Annotated in this window: 11 protein-coding genes; 6 read left to right on the top strand and 5 right to left on the bottom strand. The window is 71.7% G+C overall.

Going from position 1 to position 14,496, the window contains the following annotated elements; genetic code table 11:
• Positions 1 to 83: 83 nt before the first annotated feature.
• From OIU81_RS27445 to OIU81_RS27430, 4 genes are all read left to right on the top strand, one after another.
• Complete coding sequence (locus tag OIU81_RS27445) at positions 84 to 929, top strand: thioredoxin domain-containing protein (protein ID WP_329151985.1); 846 nt, start codon at positions 84 to 86, stop codon at positions 927 to 929.
• 122 nt (positions 930 to 1,051) lie between these two features.
• Positions 1,052 to 1,753, top strand: coding sequence for a hypothetical protein (locus OIU81_RS27440; RefSeq protein ID WP_329151983.1), 702 nt, complete (start codon positions 1,052 to 1,054; stop codon positions 1,751 to 1,753).
• A 40-nt stretch (positions 1,754 to 1,793) separates the two neighbouring features.
• Positions 1,794 to 2,735 (top strand): thioredoxin domain-containing protein, encoded by a 942-nt coding sequence (locus OIU81_RS27435; protein ID WP_329151981.1) that lies wholly within the window; start codon positions 1,794 to 1,796, stop codon positions 2,733 to 2,735.
• An 89-nt stretch (positions 2,736 to 2,824) separates the two neighbouring features.
• The gene (locus tag OIU81_RS27430) at positions 2,825 to 4,468 is read left to right on the top strand and encodes an alkaline phosphatase D family protein (protein ID WP_329151979.1); all 1,644 of its coding nucleotides are present in this window, start codon (positions 2,825 to 2,827) and stop codon (positions 4,466 to 4,468) included.
• Between the two features lie 53 nt (positions 4,469 to 4,521).
• On the opposite strand, the gene OIU81_RS27425 is transcribed toward OIU81_RS27430, so the two are convergent.
• On the bottom strand, positions 4,522 to 5,133 hold the full coding sequence (locus tag OIU81_RS27425; RefSeq protein ID WP_329151976.1) for a dienelactone hydrolase family protein: 612 nt from the start codon (positions 5,131 to 5,133) through the stop codon (positions 4,522 to 4,524).
• Between the two features lie 111 nt (positions 5,134 to 5,244).
• On the opposite strand from OIU81_RS27425, the gene OIU81_RS27420 reads away from it, so the two are divergent.
• Positions 5,245 to 6,336, top strand: coding sequence for a mechanosensitive ion channel family protein (locus tag OIU81_RS27420; protein ID WP_329155393.1), 1,092 nt, complete (start codon positions 5,245 to 5,247; stop codon positions 6,334 to 6,336).
• 11 nt (positions 6,337 to 6,347) lie between these two features.
• Here OIU81_RS27420 and OIU81_RS27415 read toward each other — a convergent pair whose 3' ends face one another.
• From OIU81_RS27415 to OIU81_RS27400, 4 genes are all read right to left on the bottom strand, one after another.
• Positions 6,348 to 7,943, bottom strand: a complete 1,596-nt coding sequence (locus tag OIU81_RS27415; protein WP_329151974.1) for a Na+/H+ antiporter — start codon at positions 7,941 to 7,943, stop codon at positions 6,348 to 6,350.
• 125 nt (positions 7,944 to 8,068) lie between these two features.
• On the bottom strand, positions 8,069 to 9,010 hold the full coding sequence (locus OIU81_RS27410; protein ID WP_329151972.1) for an RluA family pseudouridine synthase: 942 nt from the start codon (positions 9,008 to 9,010) through the stop codon (positions 8,069 to 8,071).
• A 92-nt stretch (positions 9,011 to 9,102) separates the two neighbouring features.
• Positions 9,103 to 9,705 (bottom strand): signal peptidase II, encoded by a 603-nt coding sequence (gene lspA, locus OIU81_RS27405; protein WP_329151970.1) that lies wholly within the window; start codon positions 9,703 to 9,705, stop codon positions 9,103 to 9,105.
• A 121-nt stretch (positions 9,706 to 9,826) separates the two neighbouring features.
• Positions 9,827 to 10,666, bottom strand: a complete 840-nt coding sequence (locus tag OIU81_RS27400; RefSeq protein WP_329151968.1) for a TraR/DksA family transcriptional regulator — start codon at positions 10,664 to 10,666, stop codon at positions 9,827 to 9,829.
• 579 nt (positions 10,667 to 11,245) lie between these two features.
• Here OIU81_RS27400 and ileS point away from each other — a divergent pair.
• Entirely contained in the window at positions 11,246 to 14,416 is a 3,171-nt protein-coding gene (ileS, locus tag OIU81_RS27395; protein WP_329151966.1) for an isoleucine--tRNA ligase, read from the top strand.
• Positions 14,417 to 14,496 lie beyond the last annotated feature (80 nt).

The following is a 14,496-nucleotide window of genomic DNA, read 5'->3' as shown; positions in this document are numbered from 1 at the left end:
AGCCGGCGTCCCCGTGATCCACGGGTACGCCGCCGACCGCACGCACACCCCGTCCCACGGATTCCCACGGAGCAGGAACAGTCATGAGCAACCGCAACAACCAGGCCAACAAGCAGGCGGCGCGCGAGCGGCTGCGCGCCGAGCGTGAGCGGCAGGCGAAGAAGGACAAGGTCCGCCGGCAGCTGATCGTCGGCGGCGCGATCGTCGGCGTCCTCGCGATAGCCGGCGGCATCGGCGTGGCCTTCGCCAGCATGGGCGGTGACTCCGGCAGCGCCGCGAGCGGCGACGAGTGGGGGAAGGCGCAGCAGGCCAAGCTGGTCAAGCCGGCCAACACCTCCGGCGCCAACGGCACCACCGTCGTCATCGGCAAGAAGGACGCCAAGAACACCCTGAACCTCTTCGAGGACCCGCGCTGCCCCGGCTGCGCCAACTTCGAGCAGAATGCCGGGGAAACCGTCGAAAAGGACATCAAGGACGGCAAGTACAAGGCGTCCTACCACCTGGGCACGTTCCTCGACGCCAACCTCAAGGGCACCGGCTCCAAGAACGCGCTGAGCGCGCTGGGCGCGGCCCTCGACGTCAGCCCGGACGCCTTCTTGAAGTACAAGTTCGCGCTGTACTCGAAGGAGTACCACCCCGACGAGACCGGTCCGGACAAGTTCGCCGACGACAGCTACCTGCTCAAGGTCGCCGACACCATTCCGGCGCTCAAGGGCAATGCCGCCTTCCGCAAGAACGTCACGTCCGGCACGTACAACCGCTGGGCGCTGGAGATGTCCAACGCCTTCAACTCGTTCAAGGACGTCACCAGCACCCCGACCATCAAGCTCAACGACACGGTGCTGGGCACGGACAGCCCGCAGGGCAAGGTGGCCCCGTCCAGCGCCGCCGCCTTCACCTCCATGGTGAACAAGGCCCTCAAGCACTGACGCGTCCGGCGGCCCGCTCCCGGACCGGGCCGCCCCACGCCCCCGGCCGGCGTGCCCCGCGCACGCCGGCCGATGCCAAATCTTGACCCGGTCCTTGGCCGTGCACATGGCAGACTCCCGCCATGCAGGCGACGGGAGTGCGCCCCGGGCCCCGGCCGGCGGCCGTGCCGGGGAATCAGCTCAGGGCGGTGCGGGCGGCGTTGTTCACGGCGCTGTGCGTGACCCTGTCCGCGGCTTCCCATGTGCTGCTCTCCCGCGCCCCGTTACCGCCCGTGCCGGTCCTCGCCGTCGCCGCCGCCGTGTTCGTCGCGGCCTATCTGTCGGCCGGCCGCGAGCGCGGCTACGGCGCCCTCGCCGCGCTGCTGGTGCCGCTGGAACTGGCCGCCGACACCGTCTTCACCGCCGGGCAGCACACATGTTACGGCCGGGCCGGCGGCCCGGTCGCCGGCCCGCTGCACTCGGTGGGCGTCGATCTGCTGTGCCGGGGCGGCGAATGGGGCACCCCGCTGGTGCGGGCCGCCGCCCCTGGGCACGCGGCACTGCCGGCGGCCGCCCCCTGGCTGCTGCTCGCCGTCCATGTCACGGCCGGCCTGCTCGCCGCCGCCTGGCTGCACCGCGGCGATGCCGCCCTGGACGCCCTGCTGCGCGCCGCCGCCGCGGGCGCCGTCCGCCCGCTGCTGACCGCGGCCGCGGTGGTCACCGCGGCCTTCGCCCCGCCCCGGCGGCGGATCCGCCCGCCGCATCCGCTGCCGCCGGCCCGCCCGCTCCCCCTCCTCCTGCACTGCGTACGGCGCCGCGGCCCGCCCTCCCCGGCCACCGCCTGACGAGACCGTACGAGCCTGCACACCCTTGAGGGGACCCCCCATGAGCAACCGCAACAGCCAGGCCGGCAAGGCCGCGGCCCGTGACCGCATCCGGGCCGAGCGCGAGCGCCAGAAGAAGAAGGAACGGCTGCGCCGTCAACTCACCGCGGCGGCCGTGGTGGTCGGCGTGCTGGCGGTGGCCGGCGGCATCGGCTATGCCGTGCTGAAGGCCAACGAGCCGACGGGCTGGGAGGCCGCCAAGGAGGCCAAGCTCGTCACGCCCGCCCACACCCAGGGCAAGAACGGCACCGAGATCCTGATAGGCGACAAGAAGGCCCGGCAGACCCTGGAGGTCTTCGAGGACGTCCGCTGCCCGGCGTGCGCGGCCTTCGAGCAGAGCAGCGGCAAGGCCCTGCTCAAGGACATCGAGGACGGCCGCTTCCGGGCCCGCTTCACGATGTACACCTTCATCGACGACGCCCAGGGCAGCGGCCAGGGCTCGAAGAACGCCCTGAGCGCGCTCGGCGCGGCGCTGAACGTCAGCCCGGAGGCCTTCTTGAAGTACAAGTCGGCGCTGTACTCCGTCAAATACCACCCCGACGAGCGCGAGGACCTCTACGCCAAGGACTCCGAGCTGCTCAAGGTCGCCTCCGACGTCCCCGAGCTGCGGCACAACAAGGCGTTCGAGACGGCGGTCACCAAGGGCACCTACGACCGCTGGGCGATGGAGATGGGCGCGCTGTTCGGCCGCAAGGGCGTCAAGGGCACCCCGACCTTCCTGCACGGCGACAAGAAGCTGGTGATGGATCAGATCCCCCAGCGCCAGATGACGCAGGCGCAGTACAACCAGCTCGCCCAGGCCAACTTCAACAAGATGATCGACCGCGAGTTCGGCCCGGCGAAGGGCTCCGCGGGCGGCGGTGCGGGCAAGGGCGACAGCACGGGAGGAGGCGGAGCGAAGGGGATCCGCGAGGGCGAAAAGGACCCCACGGGCGGCCGCTGAGTGCCTTTCGGACAACGGGCGGGCGAATTCCCGGGAATCCCGGGAATCGCCCTCCCGGCGGGTCTTACCGGCCAGTAAGGTGAGCGCCCGTGACTGATCACGACCAGATCTCGCGCCGCACAGCCGTTACGGCCGTAGCCGCCACCGCCGCCCTTCTGCCGTTCGCCGGCGCCGCCGCGGCCCACGCCCAAGAGGCCCCGGACCAGGGCCGGTTCTTCCAGCACGGCGTCGCCTCGGGGGACCCGCTGCCCGACGGCATCCTGCTGTGGACCCGCCTGACGCCGACCGCGGCGGCCACCCCGGGCTCCGGCCGGGGGCCGGCCACCGAGGTGAGCTGGGAGGTGGCGAGCGACAAGGACTTCGCGTCCGTCGTCGCACGGGGGAACCTCACCACCTCGGCCGCCGCCGACCACACCGTCAAGGCAGACGTCCGCGGCCTGCGCCCGACCACCCACTACTACTACCGCTTCACCGCCGGCGGGCAGCACTCCCCCGTCGGCCGCACCCGCACCGCCCCCGCCGAGGGCACCTCGGCGGGCAACGTCCGCTTCGGCGTGGTCTCCTGCGCCAACTGGGAGTCCGGCTACTTCTCCCCCTACCGTCATCTGGCCGCCCGCAGCGACCTGGACGCGGTGCTGCACCTCGGCGACTACCTCTACGAGTACAAGTCCGGTGAGTACCCGGAGTTCAAGTACGTCGTCCGCCCGCACTCCCCCGCCCACGAACTGCTCACCCTCGCCGACTACCGCATCCGGCACGGCGTCCACAAGACCGACCCGGACGCGCTGGCCCTGCACGCCACGCACCCGGTCATCGCCATCTGGGACGACCACGAGTTCGCCGACAACGCCTGGAAGGGCGGCGCGGTCAACCACACCCCGGGCACCGAGGGCGACTGGTCCACGCGGATGGCCGCGGCGAAGCAGGCGTACTTCGAGTGGATGCCGGTGCGCCCCTCGATCGCCGGCACCACCTACCGCAGGCTGCGCTTCGGCACCCTGGCCGATCTGCATCTGCTGGATCTGCGCTCGTTCCGCGACCAGCAGGCCAAACCGGGCAGCGGCGCGGTCGACGACCCCAGCCGGACGATCACCGGGCGGGCCCAACTGGACTGGCTCAAGCAGGGGCTGGCGCGCTCGGACACCGCCTGGCGGCTGGTCGGCACCTCGGTGATGATCTCGCAGGTCGCGTTCGGGGCGATACCCGCGAAGCTGCTCGGCCCGCTCGCCGAGATCCTCGGGATGCCCAAGGAGGGCCTGGCGATCAACACCGACCAGTGGGACGGCTACACCGACGACCGGCACGAGCTGCTCAGCCACCTCAGCGACCGCGGGATCGACAACACCGTGTTCCTGACCGGCGACATCCACATGGCCTGGGCCAACGACGTCCCGCTCCAGGCGGCGACCTACCCCGCGACCGCGCCGGTGGCCACGGAGTTCGTGGTCACCTCGGTCACCTCCGACAACGTGGACGACTTCCTGCACGTCGCGCCGCACACGCTCTCGCTGGCCGGCGTCGCGGCCATCCGGGCGGCCAACCGCCATGTGAAGTGGCTGGACATGGACTCGCACGGCTACGGGGTCCTGGACGTCACCGCCGAGCGGACGCAGATGGACTACTTCGGGATCTCCGACAAGACGGACCCGGAGGCCACCAGCACCCTGCTGCGCTCGTACCGCACCCGGTCCGGCACCCAGCGGATGGAGCGGGCGGACCAGCCGGTGGGTTGAGCGGCACCCCCACCGGCCCACCGGCCCCCCGCCCACCGGCCCCGCCGCCCGGCTCACAGCCCGGCGAGGAAGCCCTCCGCCACCTTCCACATGCGCTCCGCCGCCTCCGCGTCGTGGTCGGGCAGGCCGGGGTCGGTGAAGAGATGGCCGGCGCCGGCGTAGCGGTAGACCTCTACGTCCGCGCCGGCCCGGCGCATCTGGAGGTACCAGGCGTTCAGCCAGTCGTGCGGCTCGTACGGGTCGGGGTCGGCGACGTGCAGCTGCACCGGCAGATCGTCGGCGACGGTGTCCTCGGCGATGTCCGAGGTGCCGTGGAGCAGCAGCAGACCGCGGGTCTTGTCGTCGCCCAGCGCGAGGTTCTGGGCGACCGAGCCGCCGAAGGAGAAGCCGGCGTAGACCAGCCCGCGGTCGGAGTACGGCGCCACGGCCGTGATGGCCCGCTTGAGCAGCTCCTCCTTGCCGATCTCGTCCTTGATGAGAATGCCGTCCGGGACCGACTCCGCGGTCCGGCCGTCGAACAGGTCGGGAACGATCACCTCGTGTCCCGCGGCCCGCAGCCGGTCGGCCGCGGCGTGCACCGCGGGTCTCCGCCCGCACACCGAATGAAACAGCACAATCGTCGAAAGCCCGCTGGTCGGGGACTCGGCGGAGGCCGGCACTGACATCACTTCCCTGGGTTGGACCGATCTCCCCCCATCGTGCCAGTTACCGTCGTGGGCACCGGGTACCAGCACACCACAGTGCCCCGCACCCCACCGAGGAGGAGTCCCGTGTCACTGGAGGACGTACTGCGTCCGGTCGTCGTCATCGGCGGCTCGGTCCTGCTCACGCTCATCCTGGTCTGGCTCACCGACCGGGCCCTGCGCCGGATCGACGCCGCGCACCCCGAGACCCCGCTCTGGGGACTGCTGCGGCGCTGCCGGATACCCCTGCAAGTGGCGCTGTGCACGGCGCTGTTGCGCGGCTCGTACGACGCGACCGCGGTCAAGCTCATCGACGACCACGCCGTGGGCATCGGCCGGACGCTGACCCTGGTGCTGATAGCGGCCACCGCCTGGCTGGTCGTCCGGGCCGCGGTGGCGATCGTCGAGTCGTCGTACTCGCGCTATGCGGCCGGCGCCCGGGACGCGGCGCGGGTGCGCCGGGTGCGGACCCAGGTGACGCTGATCCAGCGGGTGGTCACGGCCGTGGTGATCGTCGTCGCGGCCGCCTCGATGCTGCTGACGTTCCCGGCGATGCGGGCGGTGGGCACCTCCATGCTGGCGTCCGCCGGGCTGGTGGGCATCGTCGCCGGTATCGCCGCCCAGTCCACCCTCGGCAACCTCTTCGCCGGGCTGCAGATCGCCTTCGGCGACATGGTGCGGATCGGGGACACCGTCGTCGTGGACGGCGAGTGGGGCACCGTCGAGGAGATCACCCTGACGTTTCTGACCGTCCGGACCTGGGACGAGCGCCGGATCACCATGCCGGTGTCGTACTTCACCGGCAAGCCGTTCGAGAACTGGTCGCGCGGCGGTGCGCAGATGACCGGCACGGTCCTCCTCCACCTCGACCACAGTGCGCCGGTGGAGAAGATGCGGCAGCGGCTGCTGGAGATCCTCCAGGAGTGCCCGGAGTGGGACGGCCGGTCCTGGAGCCTGGTGGTGACCGACACCACACCGTCGACGATCGTGGTCCGCGCCCTGGCCACCGCCCGCGACGCGGACACCCTGTGGACGGTGCGCTGTGTGGTCCGCGAACGGCTGCTGGAGTGGCTGCAGGCCGAGCACGCCTACGCGCTGCCGCGGCTGTCCACCGCCCCGGCGCAGGTGGACCTGCCCCCGGCCCGCCGGGGTCTGCCGGAGGGCGCGGACCCGACGCACGGCTGAGCGTCACGCCGTCAGGGCGTGCCCCGCAGGCTGCGCACGTCCAGATGCCGCAGCACCCGGTCGACGATCTCCGGGTCCGCGCCCGGTTCGCTGCGGGCCGCCAGCACCTCGTGCCGGGCGGCGGAGAGCATCTCGCCCTGGATGCGCTGCACCTTCTTCATCCGGGCGATGCGCTTCTCGAAGAGCTCGCGCCGCTCGTCGTCGACGATGTCCGGCGCGATCCGGGCGCCGATGTCGTGCGCCCGGCGGGCCAGCTGGTCGCTGATCTCGTCGGGCAGCTCCTCGACCTCCAGGATCTCCTTCAGCCGGCGCTTGGACGCCTTGATCACCCGCAGTGCCAGCTCCCGCTCCAGCGCGTCGACCGCGTCGGTGTCGGCCCGCACCCGCAGCCGGCGCACCAGCCAGGGCAGGGTCAGGCCCTGGATGATCAGGGTGGAGAGCACCACCGCGAAGGCGATGAAGAGGATGTCGTCGCGGACCGGGAAGTCGCCGCCGCCGTCGATCGTGTACGGAATGGCCAGCGCCAGCGCCACCGAGGCCACCCCGCGCATCCCCGACCACCACATGATGAGCGTCTCCCGCCAGCTCATCGGGATGTCCTCGTCGTAGTCGCGGCGCTTGTGCATCCGCTTGGCCAGCCAGGCGGCGGGCAGCAGCCACAGCAGGCGGACGCCGACGACCACCCCGACGACGGCGGCGCCGGCGCCGAGCAGCTGGCCCCAGCGGTGCGAGGCGGCGCTGAAGATGTTGTGCAGCTCCAGGCCGATGAGCCCGAAAGCGACGCCGGTGACGAGGGTGTCGACGACCTCCCAGAAGGTGTAGCCCGCCAGCCGGCCCATCACGTCGTCGGCGTCGACCGCGTGCTCGGCGAGGAAGAGCGCACAGGTCAGCACCGCCAGCACGCCCGATCCCTTGAACTCCTCGGCCAGGACGTAGGAGACGAACGGCACCAGCAGGGTCAGCCCGATCTGCAGCGTCGGATCGCCGAGCAGCCCCATCAGCTTGTTGGTGACCCAGCCGAGCGCCAGGCCGACCGCTATGGCGACCACCGCGGACAGCACCAGTGAGCCGAGCGCGGCGGGCACCGAGAAGGTGCCGCTGACCGCCGCGGCGAGCGCCACGTGGTAGAGCACGATCGCGGTGACGTCGTTGAACAGCCCCTCGCCCTCCAGGATGGACACCATCCGGCGGGGCAGCCCGAGCTTGCCGGCGACCGCGGTCGCAGCGACCGGGTCGGGCGGCGCGACCAGCGCACCGAGCACCACCGCGGCGGCCACCGGCATACCCGGCACCACCGCCTGGGCGACGGCGGCGACCGCCGCGGTGGTGGCGAAGACCAGCGCCACGGCGAGCAGGAAGATCGGCCGGAGGTTGGCGGTGAACTGCCGCCAGGAGGTGCGCTGCACCGCCGCGTAGAGCAGCGGCGGCAGCACCACCGGCAGGATGAATTCGGGCGGCACCTCGACGTTGGGCACGAACGGCAGCAGCGCCAGCACAGCACCGGCCAGGGTCATCAGTACCGGTGACGGGAGCCCCAGCCGGTCGCCGACCGGAACCATGACCACGGCTCCGAGCAAAAGGACGAACATCAGAGCCAGCTGGTCCACGGTGGCTACGCTCCGGGGTGGTCGGATTCGATCACTTTCCGCCCCAAGACTGCCATGGCGCTGACCAGGACCCGCCGCGCCGGTGTCCGTTGTATGTCAGTTCGCCGCCGCTCGGCCCCGCGGCGTCAGCTGCTCTCGTCCCGCACGGTGTCCAGGGCCCGCTGCAGATCGTCCGGGTAGGCGCTCTCGAACTCCACCCAGCGGCCGTCGGAGGGGTGTGCGAAGCCCAGCCGCATGGCGTGCAGCCACTGCCGGGTGAGGCCCAGACGCTTGGCGAGGGTGGGGTCCGCGCCGTAGGTCAGGTCACCGGCGCAGGGATGGCGGTGGGCGGCCATGTGCACCCGGATCTGGTGGGTGCGGCCGGTCTCCAGCTTGATGTCGAGCAGGCTGGCCGCGCGGAACGCCTCGATCAGGTCGTAGTGGGTGACCGACGGCTTGCCCTCGGCGGTGACCGCCCACTTGTAGTCGTGCTGCGGATGCCGGCCGATGGGGGCGTCGATGGTGCCGCTCATCGGGTCCGGGTGGCCCTGGACCAGGGCGTGGTAGCGCTTGTCGACCGTGCGCTCGCGGAACTGCTGCTTGAGCAGGGTGTAGGCGCGCTCGGACTTGGCGACCACCATCAGGCCCGAGGTGCCGACGTCGAGACGGTGCACGATGCCCTGGCGCTCGGCGGCACCGGAGGTGGAGATGCGGTAGCCGGCCGCGGCCAGACCGCCGATGACGGTCGTGCCGCTCCAGCCGGGGCTCGGGTGCGCGGCCACCCCGACCGGCTTGACGATCACGACGATGTCGTCGTCGTCATGCACGATCTCCATGCCCTCGACGGGCTCGGCGACGATCTCGACGGGCGGCGCGGCCTGCGGCATCTCGACTTCCAGCCAGGCGCCGCCGTGCACCCGCTCCGACTTCATCACCTCGGATCCGTCGACCCGGACCTTTCCGGCGGCGGCAAGCTCGGCCGCCTTCGTACGGGAAAAGCCGAACATGCGGGCCAGCGCGGCGTCGACGCGCTCGCCCTCCAGGCCGTCCGGTACGGGCAGGGTGCGGATCTCGGGAACGGTGCTCACCCCACGAGTATGGCAGTTACGCCATGGTGTCCTGCCCGGCGGTCACGGGCCGCCCGGCCCGGCGGCCCTGCGCCCCTCCGGCGCCGCTCCGGTCAGTCCTTGTGGACGGTCCCGTCGGGGTCCAGGCCCCGGAAGGACAGGATCACGATCAGGATGCCGCCGCAGACGATCGCGGAGTCGGCGAGGTTGAAGACCGCGAAGTGCGCAGGGGCGATGAAGTCGACGACCGCGCCCTCGAAGACGCCCGGCGTGCGGAAGATCCGGTCGGTGAGGTTGCCGAAGGCACCACCGAGCAGCAGCCCGAGCGCGATCGCCCAGGGCAGGCTGTAGAGCTTGCGGGCGATCCGGGCGATCACCACGATCACGGCCGCCGCGATGAAGGTGAGGAAGATCGTCAGTGCCTCGCCCATCCCGAAGGCGGCACCGCGGTTACGGATCACCGTGAACTGCAGCAGCGTCCCGATGACCTCGATGGGCGCGTGGTGCTCCAGCTTCGCGACGACGAGGAGCTTGCTGCTCAGGTCGAGCACGTAGACCAGCAGCGCGACCAGCAGCAGGGCGAGGATCCGCCGCCTGCCGCGGCCGGCGCCCGGTCCGGACTGCGCCGCCCCGTCCTCTCCGGCGCCCGTCGTGGGGTCCGCCCCGCCCCCCGGTTCGGGTTCCGGCGTGCCGGTGATGCGTTCCGCCTCTGCCACGTGTGAGTCCCTCAGCCCGTCGTGTCCACGGCCGGGCCCCGCCCGGCTGAACCACGAGAGTACGGCACGTCCCCCCTCGCGCGGGCGGTCCGGGTGCCGCCCCGCGACGACCTCCGCCGCCTCAGCGGCGCTCCTGCTTCTGCTTGCACTCCACGCACAGCGTCGCCCGCGGGAAGGCCTGCATCCGTGCCTTGCCGATGGGGTTGCCGCAGTTCTCGCACAGCCCGTAGGTGCCCGCGTCCAGCCGGCCCAGGGCCCGCTCGGTCTGGTGGAGCATCTCGCGGGCGTTGGAGGCGAGCGCCAGCTCGTGTTCGCGGGTGATGTTCTTGGTGCCGGTGTCGGCCTCGTCGTCGCCCGCACCGTCACCGGAGTCGCGCATCAGCCCGGCGATGGCGTTCTCCGCCGTGACGATCTCCAGCCGCAGCCGCGCCGCCTCGTCCATCAGCTCGGTCCGGGCCTCGGCCACCTCCGCGGGCGTCCAAGGGTCCTCACCGGGGCGCACGGCGAGCTCGCCCGGCGCCGCGGCCACCTTGACCGCCGGCCCCGCGGAGCTCTTGCCGTGCGCCCCGGCCGTTGCGGCCGCAGTCTTCTTCGCCACCACCGTTTTGGCTCCCGTCTTCTTAGCGGGCACCGCGGCCGTTCCGGCCGGAGCCTTCTTCGCGGTCTTCGCGGTCTTCTTCGCGGTCGTCTTGGCCGCTGTCTTCTTGGCCGCTGTCTTCTTCGCGGCGGCTTTCTTCGCGGCGGCCTTCTTGGCGGCCGTCTTCACCGGCGTCGCCTTCTTGGCGGCCTTCTTCGCCGGCGCCGCCTTCTCGGCCGTGGTCTTCGACGGGCGGGCCGCGCCGTCCGCCGTCTTCCTGGCCGCGGCCTTCTTCGGAGCGGTCTTCTTCGGTGCAGGCTGCTTCGCGACGGCCTCGTCGGCAGGCGTCGTGCTCTTCTCCGCGGCGGTCTTTTTCGCCACCATGGCCGCGACCCCTTCACATATGTGACTTTGTTCGCGAATCGTGACGGGAACGATAAAACGCCGCACGCCACGCGGCAACGGGACGCACCGCCCACACGACCCCGCCACCCGGCCCGGACGTCCGGTCTGTCTCGGTTGTGCCCCGCCGCCCGCCCGGTAATCCGCCGCGCGGGCCGGCACCCGGCCGCTCGCCATTCGGGTCACGCGCGACGCCGGCCCCCGCCCCGTGGCGCGCCCGCGCCCGGCCCGCCCGCACCCCGCCGGAAATCCGGTCGGCCCCGGTCGGCGCGGCCCCGTACACTGGGCCCAGCGAGAGGCATTGACGGGACGAGTAGCGCCGTACGCAGCCAGCAGCGACCCGGGGACGGTGGAAGCCCGGGGGCGTGCGCGGCGTGAAGATCACCCCGGAGCCGCCGGAAGAAAGCCCGCAGAGCACCCGCGGAGCGAGTAGAACCGGCAGCGCGACCCCAATGAGGGGGCGGTGCGACGGCACCGCCAAGGAGGGTGGTACCGCGGGAGCGCAGGCTCTCGTCCCTCCGGACGGAGAACGCAGCAGGTGTCCGCCCGGAGGAAGCCCCGATGAGTCCGCAGCCCCAGTACCGCCAGGTACCCGCCCAGGTAGACCTCCCCGCCCTCGAGCACGCGGTGCTCGAGTTCTGGCAGGAGCAGAAGGTCTTCGCCCGTACCCTCCAGCAGTCGGAGGGACGGCCCGAGTGGGTCTTCTACGAGGGCCCCCCGACCGCCAACGGCATGCCCGGCGCCCACCACATCGAGGCGCGCGTCTTCAAGGACGTCTTCCCCCGGTTCCGCACGATGCAGGGCTACCACGTCGACCGCAAGGCCGGCTGGGACTGCCACGGCCTCCCGGTCGAGCTGGCCGTGGAGAAGGAGCTGGGCTTCAACGGCAAGAAGGACATCGAGGCGTACGGCATCGCCGAGTTCAACGCCAAGTGCCGCGAGTCGGTGACCCGGCACACCGACGCCTTCGCCGAGCTCACGACCCGGATGGGCTACTGGACCGACCTGGACGCCCCCTACCGCACCATGGACCCCGACTACATCGAGTCGGTGTGGTGGTCGCTGAAGGAGATCTTCAGCAAGGGCCTGCTGGTCCAGGACCACCGGGTCGCCCCCTGGTGCCCGCGCTGCGGCACCGGCCTGTCGGACCACGAGCTGGCGCAGGGCTACGAGACGGTCGTCGACCCCTCGGTCTTCGTCCGCCTCCCGCTGACCTCCGGCCCGCTGGCCGGCCGGGCCAAGCTCCTCATCTGGACGACCACCCCCTGGACCCTGATCTCCAACACCGCCGTCGCCGCCCACCCCGACGTCACCTATGTCGTCGCCACGGACGGCAGCGAGCAGCTGGTGGTCGCCGAGCCGCTGCTGGAGAAGGCGCTCGGCGAGGGCTGGCGCGCCACGGGTGAGTCGTTCACCGGCCGCGAGATGGAGCGCTGGTCCTATGAGCGCCCCTTCGACCTCGTCGAGCTGGAGGGCGCCAACATCGTCGTCAACGCCGAGTACGTCACCACCGACGACGGCACCGGCCTCGTCCACCAGGCCCCGGCCTTCGGTGAGGACGACCTCAAGACCTGCCGGGCGTACGGCCTGCCGGTGATCAACCCGGTCCGCCCGGACGGCACCTTCGAGGAGCAGCTGGACCTGATCGGCGGCCAGTTCTTCAAGAAGGCCGACGAGGCGCTGGTCGCCGACCTCGGCGCCCGCGGCCTGCTCTTCCGCCACCTCGCCTACGAGCACAGCTACCCGCACTGCTGGCGCTGCCACACCGCGCTGCTCTACTACGCCCAGCCGTCCTGGTACATCCGCACCACCGCGGTCAAGGACGCCCTGCTGCGGGAGAACGAGAGCACCAACTGGTTCCCGGAGTCGGTCAAGCACGGCCGCTTCGGCGACTGGCTGAACAACAACATCGACTGGGCGCTGTCCCGCAACCGCTACTGGGGCACCCCGCTGCCCATCTGGCGCTGCGAGGAGAACCACCTCACCTGCGTCGGCTCGCTCGCCGAGCTGACCGAGCTGACCGGCACCGACCAGTCGGACCTGGACCCGCACCGCCCGTTCATCGACGCGGTCACCTTCGCCTGCCCGACCTGCCGGGGCACCGCGACCCGCGTCCCGGAGGTCATCGACGCCTGGTACGACTCGGGCTCGATGCCGTTCGCGCAGTGGGGCTACCCGTACCGCAACAAGGAGCTGTTCGAGAAGCGCTACCCGGCGCAGTTCATCTCCGAGGCCATCGACCAGACCCGCGGCTGGTTCTACACCCTGATGGCCGTCGGCACCCTCGTCTTCGACAAGTCCTCCTACGAGAACGTGGTCTGCCTCGGTCACATCCTCGCCGAGGACGGCCGGAAGATGTCCAAGCACCTGGGCAACACCCTCCAGCCGATCCCGCTCATGGACCAGCACGGCGCCGACGCGGTCCGCTGGTTCATGGCCGCCGGCGGCTCGCCGTGGGCCGCCCGCCGGGTGGGCCACGCCACGATCCAGGAAGTCGTCCGCAAGACGCTGCTGACGTACTGGAACACCGTCGCCTTCCAGGCGCTGTACGCCCGTACCTCGAACTGGGCACCGTCCCCCGCCGACCCGGCCCCCGCCGACCGTCCGCTGCTGGACCGCTGGCTGCTCGGTGAGCTCAACAGCCTGGTCGAGCAGGTCACCGATTCCCTGGAGTCCTTCGACACCCAGCGGGCCGGCAAGCTGCTGTCCTCCTTCGTCGACGACCTCTCCAACTGGTACGTCCGCCGCTCCCGCCGCCGCTTCTGGCAGGGCGACGCGGCCGCGCTGCGCACCCTCCATGACGTCATCGAGACCGTCACCCGGCTCATGGCGCCCCTCACCCCGTTCCTCACCGAGCGGGTCTGGCAGGACCTGGTCGTCCCGGTGACCCCGGACGCCCCGAACTCCGTCCACCTGTCCAGCTGGCCGGTCGCCGACAAGGCCGCCATCGACCCGGCGCTGTCCGCCCAGATGCTGCTGGTCCGCCGGCTGGTCGAGCTGGGCCGCGCCACCCGCGCCGAGTCCGGCGTCAAGACCCGCCAGCCGCTGTCCCGCGCCCTGGTCGCGGCCCACGGCTTCGCCGGCCTGCCCGAAGACCTGCGGGCCCAGATCGCCGAGGAGCTCAACGTCAGCTCGCTGGCCGCGCTGTCCGACTCCTCCTCCGGCCGGGAGGGCGGCGGCTCCCTGGTCGACACCACCGCCAAGGCCAACTTCCGCGCCCTGGGCAAGCGGTTCGGCAAGGGCGTTCAGGCGGTGGCCAAGGCCGTCGCCGCCGCCGACGCCGCGGCCCTCTCGCTCGCCCTGCGCGAGGGCACCGCGAGCGTCGAGGTCGACGGGGAGACCGTCACCCTCGCCCCCGACGAGGTGATCATCACCGAGACCCCGCGGGAGGGCTGGTCGGTGGCCTCCGAGGCGGGGGCGACGGTCGCCCTCGATCTGGAGATCACTCCCGAGCTGCGCCGGGCGGGCCTGGCCCGTGACGCGATCCGGCTGATCCAGGAGGCCCGCAAGAACAGCGGTCTGGACGTCGCCGACCGGATCGCGCTGCGCTGGCAGTCCACCGACGAGGAGGTCCGCACGGCGCTGGCCGACCACACCGGCCTGATCTCCGACGAGGTGCTCGCCACGGACTTCGTGAACGAGCAGGAGTCCACCGAGGACGTGAACGGCTCCTACGGCCCCGAGTTCACCGACGAGTCCCTGGCCCTCACCTTCCGCCTCCGCAAGGCGTAACCCCGGGCACCGCCCGAACGAAGCCCCCCGGTGCGTCCGCGCCGGGGGGCTTCGCCGTCCCCGCACGCACCCGGTCGCAC

Source organism: Streptomyces sp. NBC_01454 (assembly GCF_036227565.1).
Classification (GTDB): Bacteria; Actinomycetota; Actinomycetes; order Streptomycetales; family Streptomycetaceae; genus Streptomyces.
Note: the sequence above shows the minus strand (reverse complement) of the source record. Positions and strands in the feature narration are given on the sequence as shown.

Coding starts and splice junctions, on each gene's coding strand:
- OIU81_RS27445 (WP_329151985.1), top strand. CDS start 84: ATGAGCAACCGCAACAACCAGGCCAACAAGCAGGCGGCGCGCGAGCGG.
- OIU81_RS27440 (WP_329151983.1), top strand. CDS start 1,052: ATGCAGGCGACGGGAGTGCGCCCCGGGCCCCGGCCGGCGGCCGTGCCG.
- OIU81_RS27435 (WP_329151981.1), top strand. CDS start 1,794: ATGAGCAACCGCAACAGCCAGGCCGGCAAGGCCGCGGCCCGTGACCGC.
- OIU81_RS27425 (WP_329151976.1), bottom strand. CDS start 5,133: ATGTCAGTGCCGGCCTCCGCCGAGTCCCCGACCAGCGGGCTTTCGACG.
- OIU81_RS27400 (WP_329151968.1), bottom strand. CDS start 10,666: ATGGTGGCGAAAAAGACCGCCGCGGAGAAGAGCACGACGCCTGCCGAC.
- ileS (WP_329151966.1), top strand. CDS start 11,246: ATGAGTCCGCAGCCCCAGTACCGCCAGGTACCCGCCCAGGTAGACCTC.